The sequence below is a fragment of the Tunturiibacter psychrotolerans genome, assembly GCF_051013365.1.
GTDB lineage: Bacteria > Acidobacteriota > Terriglobia > Terriglobales > Acidobacteriaceae > Edaphobacter > Edaphobacter psychrotolerans_A.
On sequence record NZ_CP132941.1, the window covers coordinates 513934 to 528964 of the forward strand.

15 protein-coding genes are annotated in these 15031 nt (G+C 58.0%); 13 read left to right on the forward strand and 2 right to left on the reverse strand.

Translation table 11 applies throughout. The annotated features are described in order from the left end of the window. Positions 1-70: 70 nt before the first annotated feature. The 13 genes from RBB76_RS02095 (at position 71) to RBB76_RS02155 (ending at position 14123) form a co-directional block, all read left to right on the forward strand. Positions 71-1246 carry a 2-isopropylmalate synthase gene (locus RBB76_RS02095; protein WP_429633113.1) on the forward strand — a complete coding sequence of 392 codons (1176 nt, stop codon included), beginning with the start codon at positions 71-73 and terminating at the stop codon, positions 1244-1246. Positions 1247-1270: 24 nt separating this feature from the next. Continuing rightward, on the forward strand, positions 1271-2380 hold the full coding sequence (gene leuB, locus RBB76_RS02100) for a 3-isopropylmalate dehydrogenase (protein ID WP_429633111.1): 1110 nt from the start codon (positions 1271-1273) through the stop codon (positions 2378-2380). An 8-nt stretch (positions 2381-2388) separates the two neighbouring features. Further along, positions 2389-2565 carry a hypothetical protein gene (locus tag RBB76_RS02105; protein ID WP_429633109.1) on the forward strand — a complete coding sequence of 59 codons (177 nt, stop codon included), beginning with the start codon at positions 2389-2391 and terminating at the stop codon, positions 2563-2565. Continuing rightward, complete coding sequence (locus RBB76_RS02110; RefSeq protein ID WP_429633107.1) at positions 2565-3272, forward strand: hypothetical protein; 708 nt, start codon at positions 2565-2567, stop codon at positions 3270-3272. The genes RBB76_RS02105 and RBB76_RS02110 overlap by 1 nt, the downstream gene beginning before the upstream one ends. Continuing rightward, entirely contained in the window at positions 3269-4726 is a 1458-nt protein-coding gene (leuC, locus tag RBB76_RS02115) for a 3-isopropylmalate dehydratase large subunit (protein WP_429633105.1), read from the forward strand. Before RBB76_RS02110 ends, leuC begins: the two co-directional genes overlap by 4 nt. Then, positions 4726-5361 carry a 3-isopropylmalate dehydratase small subunit gene (leuD, locus tag RBB76_RS02120; RefSeq protein ID WP_429633103.1) on the forward strand — a complete coding sequence of 212 codons (636 nt, stop codon included), beginning with the start codon at positions 4726-4728 and terminating at the stop codon, positions 5359-5361. The genes leuC and leuD overlap by 1 nt, the downstream gene beginning before the upstream one ends. 48 nt (positions 5362-5409) lie before the next feature. Beyond that, positions 5410-7107 carry a dihydroxy-acid dehydratase gene (gene ilvD, locus RBB76_RS02125; protein ID WP_429633101.1) on the forward strand — a complete coding sequence of 566 codons (1698 nt, stop codon included), beginning with the start codon at positions 5410-5412 and terminating at the stop codon, positions 7105-7107. A gap of 52 nt (positions 7108-7159) precedes the next feature. Next, positions 7160-8911 (forward strand): biosynthetic-type acetolactate synthase large subunit, encoded by a 1752-nt coding sequence (gene ilvB, locus RBB76_RS02130; protein WP_429633099.1) that lies wholly within the window; start codon positions 7160-7162, stop codon positions 8909-8911. 243 nt (positions 8912-9154) lie between these two features. Further along, positions 9155-9661, forward strand: coding sequence for a hypothetical protein (locus RBB76_RS02135; RefSeq protein ID WP_429633097.1), 507 nt, complete (start codon positions 9155-9157; stop codon positions 9659-9661). A 25-nt stretch (positions 9662-9686) separates the two neighbouring features. Next, positions 9687-10292 carry an acetolactate synthase small subunit gene (gene ilvN / locus RBB76_RS02140; RefSeq protein WP_429633095.1) on the forward strand — a complete coding sequence of 202 codons (606 nt, stop codon included), beginning with the start codon at positions 9687-9689 and terminating at the stop codon, positions 10290-10292. A 3-nt stretch (positions 10293-10295) separates the two neighbouring features. Continuing rightward, on the forward strand, positions 10296-11315 hold the full coding sequence (locus RBB76_RS02145; RefSeq protein WP_429633093.1) for an SRPBCC family protein: 1020 nt from the start codon (positions 10296-10298) through the stop codon (positions 11313-11315). 38 nt (positions 11316-11353) lie between these two features. Further along, complete coding sequence (gene ilvC, locus RBB76_RS02150) at positions 11354-12379, forward strand: ketol-acid reductoisomerase (protein ID WP_429633091.1); 1026 nt, start codon at positions 11354-11356, stop codon at positions 12377-12379. Positions 12380-12623: 244 nt separating this feature from the next. Then, positions 12624-14123 (forward strand): ATP-binding protein, encoded by a 1500-nt coding sequence (locus RBB76_RS02155; RefSeq protein WP_429633089.1) that lies wholly within the window; start codon positions 12624-12626, stop codon positions 14121-14123. A gap of 50 nt (positions 14124-14173) precedes the next feature. Here RBB76_RS02155 and RBB76_RS02160 read toward each other — a convergent pair whose 3' ends face one another. Then, positions 14174-14458 carry a DUF427 domain-containing protein gene (locus tag RBB76_RS02160; RefSeq protein ID WP_183974706.1) on the reverse strand — a complete coding sequence of 95 codons (285 nt, stop codon included), beginning with the start codon at positions 14456-14458 and terminating at the stop codon, positions 14174-14176. 147 nt (positions 14459-14605) lie between these two features. Next, entirely contained in the window at positions 14606-15031 is a 426-nt protein-coding gene (locus RBB76_RS02165; RefSeq protein ID WP_429633087.1) for a DUF4760 domain-containing protein, read from the reverse strand.

A 15031-nucleotide genomic window follows, 5' to 3' on the forward strand; every position in this document is an offset into this window, starting at 1 on the left:
ATTCTGATATAGCTGCAAGCCATCATAAGCATGCATTATGATAACGTCTAGACCGAAAGAGCCAAATTCTATGTCTCTGCATAATCAAATCGTCTTCTTCGATACCACCCTTCGCGACGGCGAACAGTCTCCGGGCTGCACCATGCATCATGACGAAAAGTTGCGCATGGCGCACCAGCTTGCAGACCTCGGCGTCGATGTTTTGGAAGCCGGTTTTGCAATCGCAAGCCAGGGCGACTCCGACTCGATTCGCATGATCGCCCGCGAAGTTCGCGGCCCGCGCATCGCCTCCCTCGCCCGCTGTAAACGCGAAGATATCGAAGCCGCAGCCCGTTCTATCGAGCCCGCCGACAAGGCTCGCATCCACACCTTCCTCGCCTCCTCAGACCTCCACCTTGAAGCCAAGTTGAAGATCTCTCGAGCCGAAGCGCTCAATCAGGCAGCAGAGTCCGTCCGTCTCGCCCGCACCTTCGCCGACGACGTCGAGTTCTCCGCCGAGGACGCCACGCGCACCGATCCTGACTTTCTCATCGAGATCGTGACGGCCGCCGTTCAGGCCGGAGCCACGACCATCAACATTCCCGACACGGTCGGCTACACCACGCCCGACGAGTACGCAGCCACCTTTCGAATGCTCATCGCCAAGGTCCCCGGCATCGACGACGTCATCCTCTCAACTCATTGCCACAACGACCTCGGCATGGCCGTCGCGAACACGCTCGCAGGCATTCATGCTGGTGCCCGCCAGGCGGAGTGCACCATCAACGGCATCGGCGAGCGCGCAGGAAACGCAGCGCTCGAAGAGATCGCCGCTGCCTTAATGGTCCGCCGCGACAAGCTTCCCTACACCAACAACATCAAACTCAATCAGCTTTACCCAACCAGCCAGATGCTCGCCGAGTTCATCAGCTTCGGCTGTTCACCCAATAAAGCCGTCGTTGGCGCCAACGCCTTTGCCCACGAGTCCGGCATTCACCAGCACGGCATGATGGCCAACCCCCTCACCTACGAGATCATGACGCCAGAATCAGTCGGTGTTCCCGCAACGAACATGGTCCTCGGCAAACACAGCGGCCGTCGCCTCCTTGAGCAACGCCTCACAGAGCTAGGACACAAGCTGACCCGCACTCAGCTCGACGATGTCTACCATCGCTTCACGGAGTTGGCCGACCGCAAAAAATCCATCTATGACCAGGATTTGCTCGGCCTTCTGCAGCCAGACAAGTCCACAGTTATCACGCATTAAACCTACGTCAAAAGGAAAAGCGTCATGCGCCTCAAAATTGCAGTTCTCGCCGGCGACGGCATCGGCCCCGAAGTCACCAAGCAGGCTACAAATATCCTTCGCGCTGTAGCTGAGATGGGCGGCCACGAGTTCACCTTCGTCGAAGGTCTGATAGGTGGCACCGCGATCACAGAAACGGGGTCGCCCTTACCAACGGCCACGCTCGACGCCGCACTCGAGTGCGATGCTGTCCTCCTCGGAGCCGTCGGTGACAACAAGTTCAACGCGCTCCCCCCCGATAAGCGGCCCGAGGCCGGTCTTCTGCAGATCCGACAGGCTCTTGGAGGATTTGCAAATCTGCGGCCATCCATCGCCTACACCGCGCTAAGCGCCAGTTCCCCGCTGCGCCCCGAAGTCACAAAAGACGTCGACATTCTCTTCGTACGCGAACTCCTTGGCGGGCTCTACTTCGGTGCCCCGCGCTGGTGGGATCGCGACAGCAACGAGGCCATCAACACTATGCGATACACCCGTGATGAGGTCGTTCGCGTAGCTCGCGTCGCCTTCGAACTCGCCAGCCATCGTCGCCAGAAGGTCACCTCTGTCGACAAGGCAAACGTTCTCGAGGTATCGCAGCTTTGGCGCGCCACGGTCACCGAGGTCGCAAAGGATTACCCTTCCGTTACGCTCGAGCACCAGCTCGTCGACTCGATGGCGATGCACATCATGAACATCCCTCGCAACTTCGACGTCGTGCTAACCGAAAATCTCTTCGGAGACATCTTGTCCGATGAAGCTGGAGTCATCACCGGGTCGCTCGGCATGCTGCCCTCCGCGACCATCGGTGGTGCGGTCAATCTCTACGAGCCTGTTCACGGCAGTGCGCCCGACATCGCCGGCACAGGTAAAGCCAATCCCCTCGGCGCAATCCTCACGGCCGCGATGATCCTCCGTCACTCCGCAAACCTGGAACAGGACGCTAAAGCAGTCGAAGTAGCGGTCAACAAGGTGCTTGACGCCGGCTACCGCACTGCAGACATTGCACGCGGTCAGCAACCCGGACAGACTCCGGTCAGCACGCAGGAGATGGGCAAGCTCGTACATCAGGCCTTGGCCGAGTCCATCGACCGCCGTCAGGCCATGCATGCCGTATGAGTGAGCCGATGAACGTACGGACGAAGCTCATCCTGATGAACTGCGCGGTCGCCGTCGCTCTCATCTATCGCTGGTGGAAAGGCGCGCCTCTGATCGTTCTGGCAATCACGGCGCTCATCATGTTCTCCCTCGTTAATGTCCTCATAATTTTCACGCAAAAGAAGTCCGCACAAACAAATCGCTAATGCGCTCCGCTCTCCAACTCGTAGTTTTTGCCCTGGCACTCACCCCCATGTGGACGTCGGCACAGATCTCTTCGCCTCAAATCAAAAGAGACAAAAAACAGCCCAAGGAGAACTTAGAGTGGCTATGGCAATACGGCCCTCCACCAGCTGACGGGCGCGAAAACCAACTCGTCCTCGATGCCCGCTTTCGACCATTCCTGGCGCAATATCTCACTGCTCCACAAACCTTCTGGGGCAATCCCAAGACCGGCTACAAGACACTCAACGAGACTGCACTCGACTTCCTCTCCGTTCCCGACAAAGTTCTCGCCGACGACAACCGCTATCTCTCGATCACCGGATGCGTCTTCCGCTTCTGCCCGGCGCGCGGTCTCCTCTGGGTCGACCTAGGACTGCCCCACCCCCTCGTTGCCTTTGCCGCCATCGACTGGATCAAGGACAGCAAAACTCCCAGCGAACCCGGAGCCGAATACACCCTCTGGGTCTTCGCCAATCACCCCATCGATCCCGATCACGTCCCCCCTGCGCTAATCCACAGCGTCGCCCGCTGGACCGCACAGCCACCCACCGGTAGCACCGCGATTCAACAGATCACACACGCAATTCTTGTCGACCCCGACGGCACCCCGCATCAAATTCAACCAGCAACCATCGGTGCCAACACATTCACCGTCAAGCCTCAGGATGACCAGAAAGCACAACAATGAGCACACCCCAAAATTCACCCAAGACACTCTTTGAAAAAGTTTGGCAACAACACATCGTCGCTGAACCGGCAGGCGAACCCAGCATCCTCTACATCGATCTGCATCTAGTCCATGAGGTGACAAGCCCTCAGGCCTTTGACGGCCTCCGCATGGCAGGCCGCAAACTGCGCCGCCCGGATCGCACCGTCGCGACGGTGGACCACAACGTTCCCACCAGCAGCATCGAGGATCGTCTTCACATCGTCGACCAGATCGCCTCGAAACAGATCGAGGCCCTACGCAAGAACTGTGCCGACTTCGGCGTCGAACTCTTTGACGTCCAAGCGCCCGAGCAAGGCATCGTCCACATCATCGGCCCCGAGCTTGGCCTCACCAAACCCGGTATGACCATCGTCTGCGGAGACTCGCATACAAGCACCCACGGCGCATTTGGCGCGTTAGCCTTCGGTATCGGCACTAGCGAAGTCGAACACGTCATGGCTACGCAGACACTCCCGCAGGACAAGCCAAAGACATTCCGCATCAACGTCGAAGGCACATTGTCGCCCGGTGTCACTGCCAAAGACATCGTCCTCCACATCATCGGCGAGATCGGTACCGCAGGAGCTACCGGCTACGTCGTCGAATACGCCGGCTCGGCAATTCGCGCCCTCTCGATGGAGGGCCGCATGACCGTCTGCAACATGAGCATTGAAGCTGGAGCTCGCGCCGGCATGATCGCGCCTGATGCCACAACCTTCGCCTACCTGAAAGGCCGCCGCTTCTCTCCAACCGGGACTGCATGGGACGAATCCGTAGCCCACTGGTCCCAACTTGTAACCGACGAAGGAGCAGTCTTCGACCGTGAGCTCACTCTCAACGCAGCCGACATCACTCCCACTGTCAGTTGGGGCACCTCGCCCGGCATGGTCACCGGCGTAAAAAGCACCGTCCCGCTGGCCGACCCTGCAGCTAGCGAAGCCGATCAAAAAGCCTTCGAGCGTGCCCTCGAATACATGGGCCTTCACGCCGGCGAACCCATCGAAGAGATCAAGATCGATCGCGTCTTCCTTGGTTCCTGTACCAACGCGCGCATCGAAGACCTTCGCGCCGCAGCCTCTGTTGTCCGCGGCTATCACGTCGCCACTACGGTCCGCGCCATGGTCGTACCCGGCTCCCAGTCCGTCAAAGCGCAAGCCGAAAAAGAGGGCCTCGACAAAATCTTTACCGAGGCAGGCTTCGATTGGCGCGAGCCTGGCTGCAGCATGTGCCTCGGCATGAACCCAGACATCCTCGCTCCAGGCGAACGCTGTGCCTCTACATCGAATCGAAACTTCGAAGGCCGCCAGGGCCGCGGAGGCCGCACCCACCTGGTCAGTCCGCAGATGGCTGCCGCTGCCGCAATCACTGGCCACTTCACAGACATTCGCGCGTGGCAGTTCAAAGATCAGACAACACAGAAGGAGGCGAAGTAATGCATCCCATCAACATACTCACCAGCCACGCCGTGCCTCTGGACCGCCCCAACGTCGACACCGATCAGATCATCCCCAAGCAGTTCTTAAAGCGCATCGAGCGTACCGGATACGGCGACTTCCTTTTCTACGACTGGCGCCGCATCCAGGAAGGCCCCAACGCAGGCCAACCTCACCCGGACTTCGTCCTGAACAAGCACCATCACAAAGGCGCGAAGATCCTCATCGCAGGAAAGAACTTCGGCTGTGGCAGCTCCCGCGAACACGCCGCCTGGGCTCTCACTGACTTCGGCTTCCTCGCCGTCATCGCCCCAAGCTTCGCCGACATCTTCTTTTCCAACGCCGGCAAGAACGGCATGATCCTCGTTCGCCTCTCTGACGCGGACGTGCAAACACTAATGGAGCGCTCAGAAAAAAATCCGGCGCACAAGATCACCATCAACCTCGAAGCCCAGACAGTTATCGACGATAAGGGTTTCAGCGCGCACTTCGACATCGACCCATTCCGCAAATACTGCCTGTTGAACGGTCTCGACGACATCGGACTCACTCTCCGTCACGAATCTGAACTCGATGACTTCGAAAACAAACATGACGCTGAGTTTTGGCTGAAGCCCCGACCCACCGCTGCATAATTCGCACTGACGCTGACTCGCTAACCAGCTCCTCTGAAAGGCTGCCCTTTGAGCAACGAAATCAATCCAAAGAAAAATTCTATTGTCCTCACCGAAGGCCCTTCCCGCGCCGCTGCGCGCTCTTACTTCCGCAGCGTCGGCTTCACCAAAGAAGATCTGCACAAGCCCATCATCGGAATCGCCAATACCTGGACCGAGATCGGCCCTTGCAACTTCCATCTGCGCCAGGTAGCCGAGGCAGTCAAGCAAGGTGTCCGAGAGGCCGGCGGCACGCCGATGGAGTTCAACACCGTCACGATCCATGACGGCATCACCATGGGCACGCAGGGCATGAAAGCCTCGCTGATCTCGCGCGAAGTAATCGCCGACTCTATCGAACTTGTCGCCCGCGGCAACTCGTTCGACGGCATCGTCTGCATCGCCGGCTGCGATAAGAACATGCCTGCCGCCATCATGGCCCTTGCCCGTCTCGACATTCCTGGCCTCATGCTCTACGGCGGCAGCATCGCCCCCGGCTCGCTCAAGCAACCCGACGGCACCACCAAGGAGATCACCATCCTCAGCGTCTTCGAGGGCATGGGCTCCCACGCCGCTGGCAAAATCACCGACCAGCAACTCGAAGACCTCGAAGCCGCTGCCTGCCCTGGCCCCGGCGCATGCGGCGGACAATTCACCGCAAACACTATGGCGATGGCCGGCGAGTTCCTAGGGATCTCGCCCATGCATCTCACCGGCGTTCCTGCTATGTCGCCCGAAAAGCATGAGTCCTCCCGACAGGCTGGTCGCCTCGTCATGGACCTCGCCCGCGCTGGCCTCACTCCGCGTAAAATCGTCACCCGCCAGTCCATCGACAATGCGATCGCAGCTGTCGCTGCCTCAGGAGGAAGCACGAACGCCGTCCTCCATCTCATCGCCATCGCACACGAGTTCGACATCCCGCTCACGATGGAAGACTTCGATCGCATCTCCGAACACACGCCCTTCATCTGTGACCTCTCTCCCGGCGGCAAGTACGCCGCAAAGGACTATCAGGAGGCAGGCGGCTCCCGCCTTCTCGCACAGCGCCTCATCGAGAAGGGTCTGCTCAAAGGTGACAGCATTACCGTCTCAGGCAAGACGATCGCCGAAGAGGCCAGTCTTGCTGTAGAAACTCCCGGCCAGCCCGTCATCCGCACCTGGGACAACGCTCTCAAGCCCACCGGCGGCCTCGTCATCATGCGCGGCAATCTCGCTCCAGACGGCGCCGTAATTAAAGTCGCCGGCCACGAGCGCATCCACCACACAGGCACAGCGCGAGTCTTCGAATCCGAGGACGACTGCCACGCCGCCGTCGAAGCCGGAAAGATCAACCCCAACGACGTGCTCGTCATCCGCTACGAAGGCCCACGCGGCGGCCCCGGCATGCGCGAGATGCTCGCCGTCACCGCCGCAATCAAAGGCATCCCGGCACTCTCGGATACAGTGGCTCTCCTCACCGACGGCCGCTTCTCTGGAGCCACGCGCGGCCTGATGGCCGGCCACGTAGCCCCCGAAGCCTATATGGGAGGCCCCATCGCCGCCGTCCGTGAAGGTGACACCATCACCTTCGACATCCCCAACCGCAAACTAACCCTCAACGTCTCCGAAGCCGAGATCGCCAAACGCTTAGCAGCATGGAAGGCCCCCGAACCTCGCTTCAAACGCGGAGTCTTCGCCAAATACGCCAACACTGTAAGCAGCGCCAGCTTGGGAGCCGTCACAACTTAGCGTGCATCTGGATGCTTACAGCAACTTTTTGGATACGACTCGAGGTGAAAACATGAACGTGAAAAATCAACACCCACAACTCACCGGAGCCGAAATCATCTGGGCTACTCTCGTCGGTGAAGGCGTGGACAAGGTCTTCGGCTATCCTGGCGGTGCGATACTCCCCGCCTACGATGCTCTACGTAAATTCCCCATCCATCACGTCCTGGTTCGCCATGAACAGGGCGCGTCGCACATGGCTGACGGCTACGCCCGAGCCTCAGGTAAGGTCGGCGTCTGCATCGCCACCAGTGGGCCGGGCGCAACGAATCTCGTCACAGGGATAGCAACAGCGATGCTCGACTCTGTCCCTATTATCTGCATCACAGGGCAGGTTGGCTCGAAGGTTCTCGGCTCCGATGCATTTCAAGAGGTCGACATCACCGGCATCACTCTGCCGATCACCAAGCACAACTACCTCGTGACGCGCGCCGAAGATATTGCGCCAGCTTTGCGCGAAGCCTTTCAGATTGCGACCAGCGGACGCCCCGGGCCAGTGTTGATAGACATCACCAAAGACGCGCAGCAGAATAGCGCAGCGTTCAGCTTCGAAGCAGCTGCCCCGGCACACTACCGACCTCACCCCATGTTGCAAGCAGAAAGTTCCGCCATTCAGCACGCTATCGAGCTGATCCAGCAAGCAAAGCGACCCATCATCCTTGCCGGTCATGGCATTACTCACTCCGGTGCGGAGGCCCAGGTACTTGCCTTTGCCGAACGACAGCAGATTCCGGTAGCCAGCACGCTGCTCGGCCTCGGAGCATTCCCTACCTACCACGCGCTCTCGCTTGGCATGATGGGAATGCATGGTGAGTCGTGGGTCAACAACGCCATCCAGCAGGCGGATCTTCTGCTCGCCTTTGGTATGCGTTTCGATGACCGTGTGACCGGCAACCTCGCGCACTATGCACCTAACGCGAAGAAGATACATATCGAGATTGATCCATCTGAGATCAACAAAAACGTTAGGGCGGATGTTGCGTTGATTGGCGATCTGCGTGAAACTCTGGACCTTCTCCTGCCACTGCTGCCGAAGAAAACTGATACGAGTTGGATCGGCGAAGTCAATGCAATGAAGGGCGATGCGGCTGTCCGCGACATCATCAATCTGCCTGATAACGGCCATCTTTATGCCGCTCATGTGATCAACGACATCTGGCACGAGGCTCATGCTGCTGGCCGCGCCGATCAGACTGTCATCGTTACGGATGTAGGGCAGCACCAGATGTGGGAGGCGCAGTACTACAAGCATGATGTGCCTCGATCGCTGATCACCAGCGGAGGCCTTGGAACCATGGGTTTTGCGTTGCCTGCTGCGATTGGCGCGAAGGTCGCTTGCCCTGAGAAGGATGTTTGGGTGATCGCAGGAGATGGTGGTTTTCAGATGACGGCGTCAGAGCTTTCGACCATTGTTCAAGAGGGTTTGGCGCTCAATATTGCCGTGATTAATAACGGGTTTTTGGGGATGGTTCGGCAGTGGCAGGAGGCGTTTTATGAGAAGAATTATGCTGCTTCGCCGATTCTGTCGCCGGATTTTGTGAAGCTGGCGGGTGCGCATGGTATTGATGGGGCGCACGTTAGTGAACGGAAGAATGTAATTCCTACGGTTACGAAAGCGCGTACGAGCGGTAAGCCGTTTCTTATCAACTTCCAGGTTGAAAAAGAGGATGGGGTTTATCCGATGATTGCTCCTGGGGCAGCTCTGCATGAGATGGTTCGGCGGCCTGCGGCTGATCCGCTGCTGGAGACGGCGGAGGACGAGTAATTTTTTAGTTATTTTGAGAAAAAATTGGCGGCTGGTTGAGGAGCGGAGATCTTCGTTTTTCTCTTGTTTTTGAGGGGTGTTTTGGAAAATACCGTGTTCTGGACGTGGTTTTTTGATGGTGAGAACGTGGTGGATTGCGTGGTAAACGTGGCGCGTTAGCAGCGTGTTTTTGGCGTTCGAAAAATACGCCACTTTTTTGGAAATATTTTTCGGTGCGGGCGTGCACTGTGCAGGAGAGTAAGAATGCTGAATCTGGGAACGAACAAATCCGGAGCTGTCACGACAGTAGCGTTGTCCCTCCTCGTCGCGGTGGCGCCTGCTATGGGTGGGGCACAGAGTGCACAAGATCCTCCGCCGCTTAAGCCGGGTCAGATTCGAATCAGAGTGATCAATGCGCAGACGAATCAGCCCGTGACGAATGAGAGGTTGAATGTTGCGCTTCGGGACGATCAGGTCGGGTCGGTTGCGATGGGAACCGATAAGAACGGGATCATTCTCGTCGATACGAAGAAGCACAGCATTCTGCGCATCCTCGCAAATATGTATGCAGACTGTAGACCGCGAGACGAACTCTATACGAACTACTCTGTTGAGACGATTCTCGATAGTGGAATTACGACGGGAAATCTCTGCAGCAGTGCGAGTCCGAACCCGAGGCCGGGCGAGATCGTTTTGTACGAGATCCCTAAGACGTATCTCCGGCAGTATCCTGCACCGCCTGTTGATTCCATGCCACATCATCCGAACTGAACGACGAACCCGCTGAAAGGCACACATGCTTCACACTTTTGTAGCTCATGTTTCAGACAAACCGGGCGTACTTACACGAGTTGCTTCGCTGTTTCGCCGACTCAACATCAACATCGTCTCGCTGACCGTGGGTGAGAGCGAGCGGCCAGAGGTGTCGCGCATGACGATCGTCTGCGAGGCTCCCGACCATGCGGCGCATCGTATTCGCGCTTCGCTGTACAAGCTTGAGATCACAATAGACGTCGATGAAGTGGGGCGCAGCGAAGCCGTGATTCGCGAGCTGTGCCTGATCAAGGTTGCGGCTGGGCCGAAGACGCGCTCGCAGATCTTTGAGCTGGCGACAGTGTTCAAGGCGCGTGTGGTCGATCTTGCACCGGAGTCGGTGATGCTCGAGATGACGGGCGCTGCCAGCAAGATTGAAGGGCTGATTCAGGTGCTTACCGAGAGCGGCTATACGATTCTTGAGGTCTCGCGTACCGGACGTATGGCGATGCGTCGCGGCCATCACACCAGCCGCGTGCTGAAGGCGCTTGGCTCGCCTCATCCTGACCACAGCGACGAGACGTCGTTTCCTGAGAAGCCTAACGCGGACGAGATTCTGCCCAGCGAATTTGCCGAAGATGAAGCCTGAGGGATGCCCAGTTCAATAAACATCCAGCCAGCCAGCCACTCCGCGCGCGACAGATGGCGTGCGATGCTCGAAGGCGTCGCCTTGGGAGCCATCTACGGTATCCTTTTACGCCTTCTAAACCACACTAACTTTGTCGGCCCGAAGGCTCAAACCTTCTCTCAAACCTTTTCCGTGATGACCATCGCCTTTCTCTTCGGGGGCCCGGTAGTGATTGGCATTCTCACGGTTCGACGCGCTGAAGCGATCGAGCATGTCAGCGTCTGGAAGTGGATTTTTTTGCCATGGATCTCCGTCTTCGTCATGCTGCTCACTCTGTGGCTCTTCTTGATCGAAGGTGGCATCTGCATCCTTATGGCTTCCCCCATTGCGCTGGTTTGCGCCAGCATCGGCGGCCTTATTGCCGGCACCTGGAGCCGTCTCCGTAAACCCTCCGGCCTCACTCTGACCTGTGTCGCCATTCTCCCCTTCCTCCTTGCTCCTGTCGAAGCACGCCTCACAGCCCCATCCTCCACTCGCACCGTCGCAAGTGAAATCCGCATCCACGCTACACCCCAAACCATTTGGCGGAACATCGAGCGTGTCCCTGCCATCGCACCATCCGAACTGAGCACGACGTGGACACGCCGGATCGGCTTCCCCCGCCCCATCGAAGCCACACTTTCCTACGAAGGTGTTGGCGGTGTGCGCCATGCCAGCTTCGAGCGCGGCTTGCTCTTCATCGAAACCATTACTGCCTGGGAGCCGCAGCGGCGCATTGCTTTCAGCATCAAAGCCGACTCAGCTCACATCCCCACTACAACGCTCGATGAGCACGTCACCATCGGCGGCCGGTACTTCGATGTTCTCGACGGCGAGTACACTCTGGAACCCCTCGCAGACGGCAACACAGTGCTGCACCTCGTCAGCCATCAGCGGCTCTCCACCAACTTCAATGGCTACGCTGGCCTTTGGACCGATGCCGTCATGCAAAATCTCCAAAACAGCATTCTCGAGGTGATTAAACATCGCTGCGAGCACGCGTAAACTTTTAAAACATCACTCAAAGGAAGAAGAAAAAGAAAATGGCTAAGGCATACCACGACGCAGACGCAGACCTCTCTCTTATCCAGGCAAAGAAAGTTGCCATCATCGGCTATGGTTCGCAGGGTCATGCCCATGCGCTGAACCTCAAGGACTCGGGCGTTGACGTTCGCGTGGGTCTGCGTAAGGACTCGCCCAATGCGGACCGTGCGCGCAAGGCGGGGCTACAGGTCGATACCGTCGCCGAGGTTTCGAAGTGGGCTGACGTGATCATGAACCTGACGCCGGACCAGACAGCAGCGAAGGTTTACCACGCTGAGATTGAGCCGAACATGAAGCCTAACGTCACGCTGATGTTCGCGCACGGATTCAACATTCGCTTTCGGACGATCACGCCGCCTGCAAGGGCCGACGTTTCGCTGGTGGCGCCGAAGGGCCCTGGACATCGCGTTCGTGAAGTGTTTACCGAAGGCGGCGGAATTCCCGGCCTGGTTGCAGTGGAGCAGGACGCGAGCGGACATGCGCTTGCGCTGGCCTTGAGCTATGCCAAGGGTATCGGCTGCACGCGTGCCGGCGTGCTGCAGACCACGTTTACGGAGGAGACCGAGACCGACCTCTTCGGCGAACAGGCGGTTCTGTGCGGCGGCACCAGTGCGCTCGTGAAGGCTGGGTTCGAGACGCTGGTCGAGGCCGGTTATCAGCCCGAGCTTGCTTACTTCGAGGTGCTGCATGAACTGAAGCTGATCGTCGACCTGATGTACCGCGGCGGTCTGGAGTACATGCGCCATTCCATCTCCGACACTGCAGAGTGGGGCGACTATGTGGCCGGACCACGCATCGTCACGCCTGAGGTGAAGAAGGCGATGAAGGGCCTGCTGAACGATATTCAGGACGGCAGCTTCGCCAAAAAGTTTATCGCGGAGAACGAGACTGGGCGCCACGAGTTTACCCGCATCCGCAAGCAGGAGGCTGCGCTCCAGATCGAAAAGGTGGGAGCAGAACTTCGTAAATCGATGCCTTTCCTCGATCCGGTCGTCGTAAAAGATGGCCAGGTACACAAAGCGTAGTTCCATACGTCTAAGAAATGTCTTTTTTGCAAGTCGAAACGACGGGGGCGGCATCCAATTTGGTGTCGCCTCCTCTGTTTAGACTTCAACCCATCCTTAAGATCGAATTTTCACGGTCGTCCGACTGGACTTTGCTTGAAATTCGCAGGCGAAGGACGACTGCTAAGCGGAACTCCTGTAACAATGGAGATACTTAGATTTAACGAACCGATTCAGACGCTCGACGACAGAAGGAGCTTCAGGAATGGCCACTGTTGACAACTACGAAAGCCTTCTACCGACACTTCCTAATCCTGCAGTAGACCAGGAAGCCGGTCCGCCGGCTAAGCCGTCTCCCATTGCGGATATCGTTGCCGGGCTGCGCACCATCACTCCCCTCGACGGTCTTACCGAGGAGGAGTACACCTGGCTTGCGACCAAGGGAACGGAGCGCATGGGTGGCGATCGTTCGATTGTGTTCCGTGAGGGCGAGCCTGCCTGCAATATGAACTTCATCCTGAGCGGAGAGGTGCAGGTGCGCCGGCGGCATTCGAGTGCGGCTCTGTTTATTGGCCGTGCAGGTTCGATGACGGGCAAACTTCCCTACTCGCGGATGAAGACCTATGGCGGCGAAGGATATTCGGTGGGTCCGGTGTGGGCTATCGATATTCACGAGTCGTTGTTTCCGGAGATGTTGGTTGCGATTCCGTCGATGGGGCAGCGGAGCGTGTCTGCGCTGCTGGACCGTGTGCGCGAAGTGACCCGCATGGAGCAGCAGTCGGAGAAGCTGAATGCGCTTGGCAAGCTGGCTGCAAATCTCTCGCACGAGCTGAACAATCCTGCATCGGCTGCACAACGCTCTGCTGCGAGCCTGTTCGGAGAGCTGCGCGAATATGGCGACCAGAAGTATCGTATGGGTCGGCTTTGTTTGCCGGATGAGACGACCGAGAGGTACCGCGAGTGGATAAAGAATGCGCGGGCGCGGATGTCGGCGTACTCGAACATGCCCAAAGGCTCGCAGAATCCGCTGGCGAACGCGGACCGTGAGGAGATGCTGGTGCAGTGGCTGAACGCGCACAACGTTCCCAATCCGTGGACGATTGCGCCTTCGCTTTCGGAGACGACGCTGGCGTTCGACCTGCTCGATGATCTTGCGGAGATTGTGGGTCCTGAGGTGCTTCCCATCGCGGTTGCCACGGTCGCCAGCTCGCTGCGTGTTGAACGGATGGCGGAGACGGTGGTGGATTCGACGGTGCGGATCTTCGACCTGATCAGCGCGATCAAGGACTATTCGTACATGGATCAGGCGCCGATTCAGGATGTCGATCTGGCGCAGTCGCTTGAAAATACGCTGGTGATGTTCAACTCCCGGCTGCGAAACGTCAAGGTTGAGCTGGAGTTCGACCCTGATCTCGAGCCGGTGAGCGCTTATGGCAGCGAGCTGAACCAGGTTTGGACGGCGTTGATCGAGAATGCTCTGGACGCCATGAACGATATGGGTACGCTGCGATTGTTGACCCGCGGCGGCGGCCAGATGGCTTTGGTTGAGATCTGGGACTCTGGTCCGGGGATCGAACCGGAGATTCGGTCGCGGATCTTCGAACCATTCTTCACTACTAAGGCGCCCGGCCGTGGGCTTGGGCTTGGACTGGATACGGTCCAGCGGATCGTCAACAAGCACTCGGGATTCGTCACGGTTGAGTCGAAGCCTGGCGCTACCTGCTTCCAGGTTCGCTTGCCGCTCGATCGTCTACAGGCTTACTAAAATTAAGCGGGAGAGGTACTTACGTCTCCCGCTTACTGTTTTTACTTGAACTATTTCGTAATTTCGACACCGCGCCAGAAGGCAATGTGGTGCTTTACATTGCGAGCGGCGGGCTTGGGATCGGGATAGTACCAGGCGGCGTCGGGATTATCCTGACCGTCGACTACGATGTTGTAATAGCGCGCCTGGCCCTTCCAAGGGCAGCTGGAGGTCGTCGAACTGGGCTTCAAAAACTCTCGCTTTACCGACTCTTCGGGGAAATAGATGTTTCCCTCGACTGTCTCATAGGTTTCGCTTTCGGCCAGTGTCTGGCCGTTCCAAACTGCCTTCGCCATAATCCACTACCTGCATTCTTTTGAACGAGTTACGGACGCGAACGACACCGGCTTTCTCAGGTTGAGAAGAGTCGGGTGCCGCAGAGCCGTCATGCCTTTGTAACAGAAATGATGCAAAAAAGGAAAGTTCTGCAGGTCCGGCCGAGCCTAGGCAGATGCCTTAGTCACTCCAAAACTCTTCAGAAAACTCTCGTAGCTGGCCTTGGCGGCGGGATAGGCGTCGATCATCGCGGCGGTGTGCGCCATGAAGCGGTTGCCGCTCTGCTTCTCGGTTTCGGCATGGAAGTGGTGGAACTTGGCGTAGAGGAGGATCCCCTCTTTGTTCGAATCGAGGAACAGGTCCGGATCGAGCGCGCCGCGCAGAACGAGCGAAGCCGCCATCTCCCAGTAGCTTAGAACCTGTCTCCAAGCGGGATTGTGCTCCGATTTGGCGTCCCTTGAGATCGCACGTAGCTCCTCTAATGTCGTCGGCTGAAACTCGAAGACGAGAAACCGCCGGCCCTTCCGGAGGGACTCTTCGCGCCGCATCTCGTAGAGTTTTAGAATCAGTTCCGCATCAGCAGCAGTTGCCAT

Excerpts from the sequence above, each read along its gene's own strand:
- RBB76_RS02095 (WP_429633113.1), top strand. The coding sequence starts at position 71 with ATGTCTCTGCATAATCAAATCGTCTTCTTCGATACCACCCTTCGCGAC.
- leuB (WP_429633111.1), top strand. The coding sequence starts at position 1,271 with ATGCGCCTCAAAATTGCAGTTCTCGCCGGCGACGGCATCGGCCCCGAA.
- RBB76_RS02105 (WP_429633109.1), top strand. The coding sequence starts at position 2,389 with ATGAACGTACGGACGAAGCTCATCCTGATGAACTGCGCGGTCGCCGTC.
- RBB76_RS02110 (WP_429633107.1), top strand. The coding sequence starts at position 2,565 with ATGCGCTCCGCTCTCCAACTCGTAGTTTTTGCCCTGGCACTCACCCCC.
- leuC (WP_429633105.1), top strand. The coding sequence starts at position 3,269 with ATGAGCACACCCCAAAATTCACCCAAGACACTCTTTGAAAAAGTTTGG.
- leuD (WP_429633103.1), top strand. The coding sequence starts at position 4,726 with ATGCATCCCATCAACATACTCACCAGCCACGCCGTGCCTCTGGACCGC.
- ilvB (WP_429633099.1), top strand. The coding sequence starts at position 7,160 with ATGAACGTGAAAAATCAACACCCACAACTCACCGGAGCCGAAATCATC.
- RBB76_RS02135 (WP_429633097.1), top strand. The coding sequence starts at position 9,155 with ATGCTGAATCTGGGAACGAACAAATCCGGAGCTGTCACGACAGTAGCG.
- ilvN (WP_429633095.1), top strand. The coding sequence starts at position 9,687 with ATGCTTCACACTTTTGTAGCTCATGTTTCAGACAAACCGGGCGTACTT.
- RBB76_RS02145 (WP_429633093.1), top strand. The coding sequence starts at position 10,296 with ATGCCCAGTTCAATAAACATCCAGCCAGCCAGCCACTCCGCGCGCGAC.
- ilvC (WP_429633091.1), top strand. The coding sequence starts at position 11,354 with ATGGCTAAGGCATACCACGACGCAGACGCAGACCTCTCTCTTATCCAG.
- RBB76_RS02155 (WP_429633089.1), top strand. The coding sequence starts at position 12,624 with ATGGCCACTGTTGACAACTACGAAAGCCTTCTACCGACACTTCCTAAT.
- RBB76_RS02160 (WP_183974706.1), bottom strand. The coding sequence starts at position 14,458 with ATGGCGAAGGCAGTTTGGAACGGCCAGACACTGGCCGAAAGCGAAACC.
- RBB76_RS02165 (WP_429633087.1), bottom strand. The coding sequence starts at position 15,031 with ATGGCAACTGCTGCTGATGCGGAACTGATTCTAAAACTCTACGAGATG.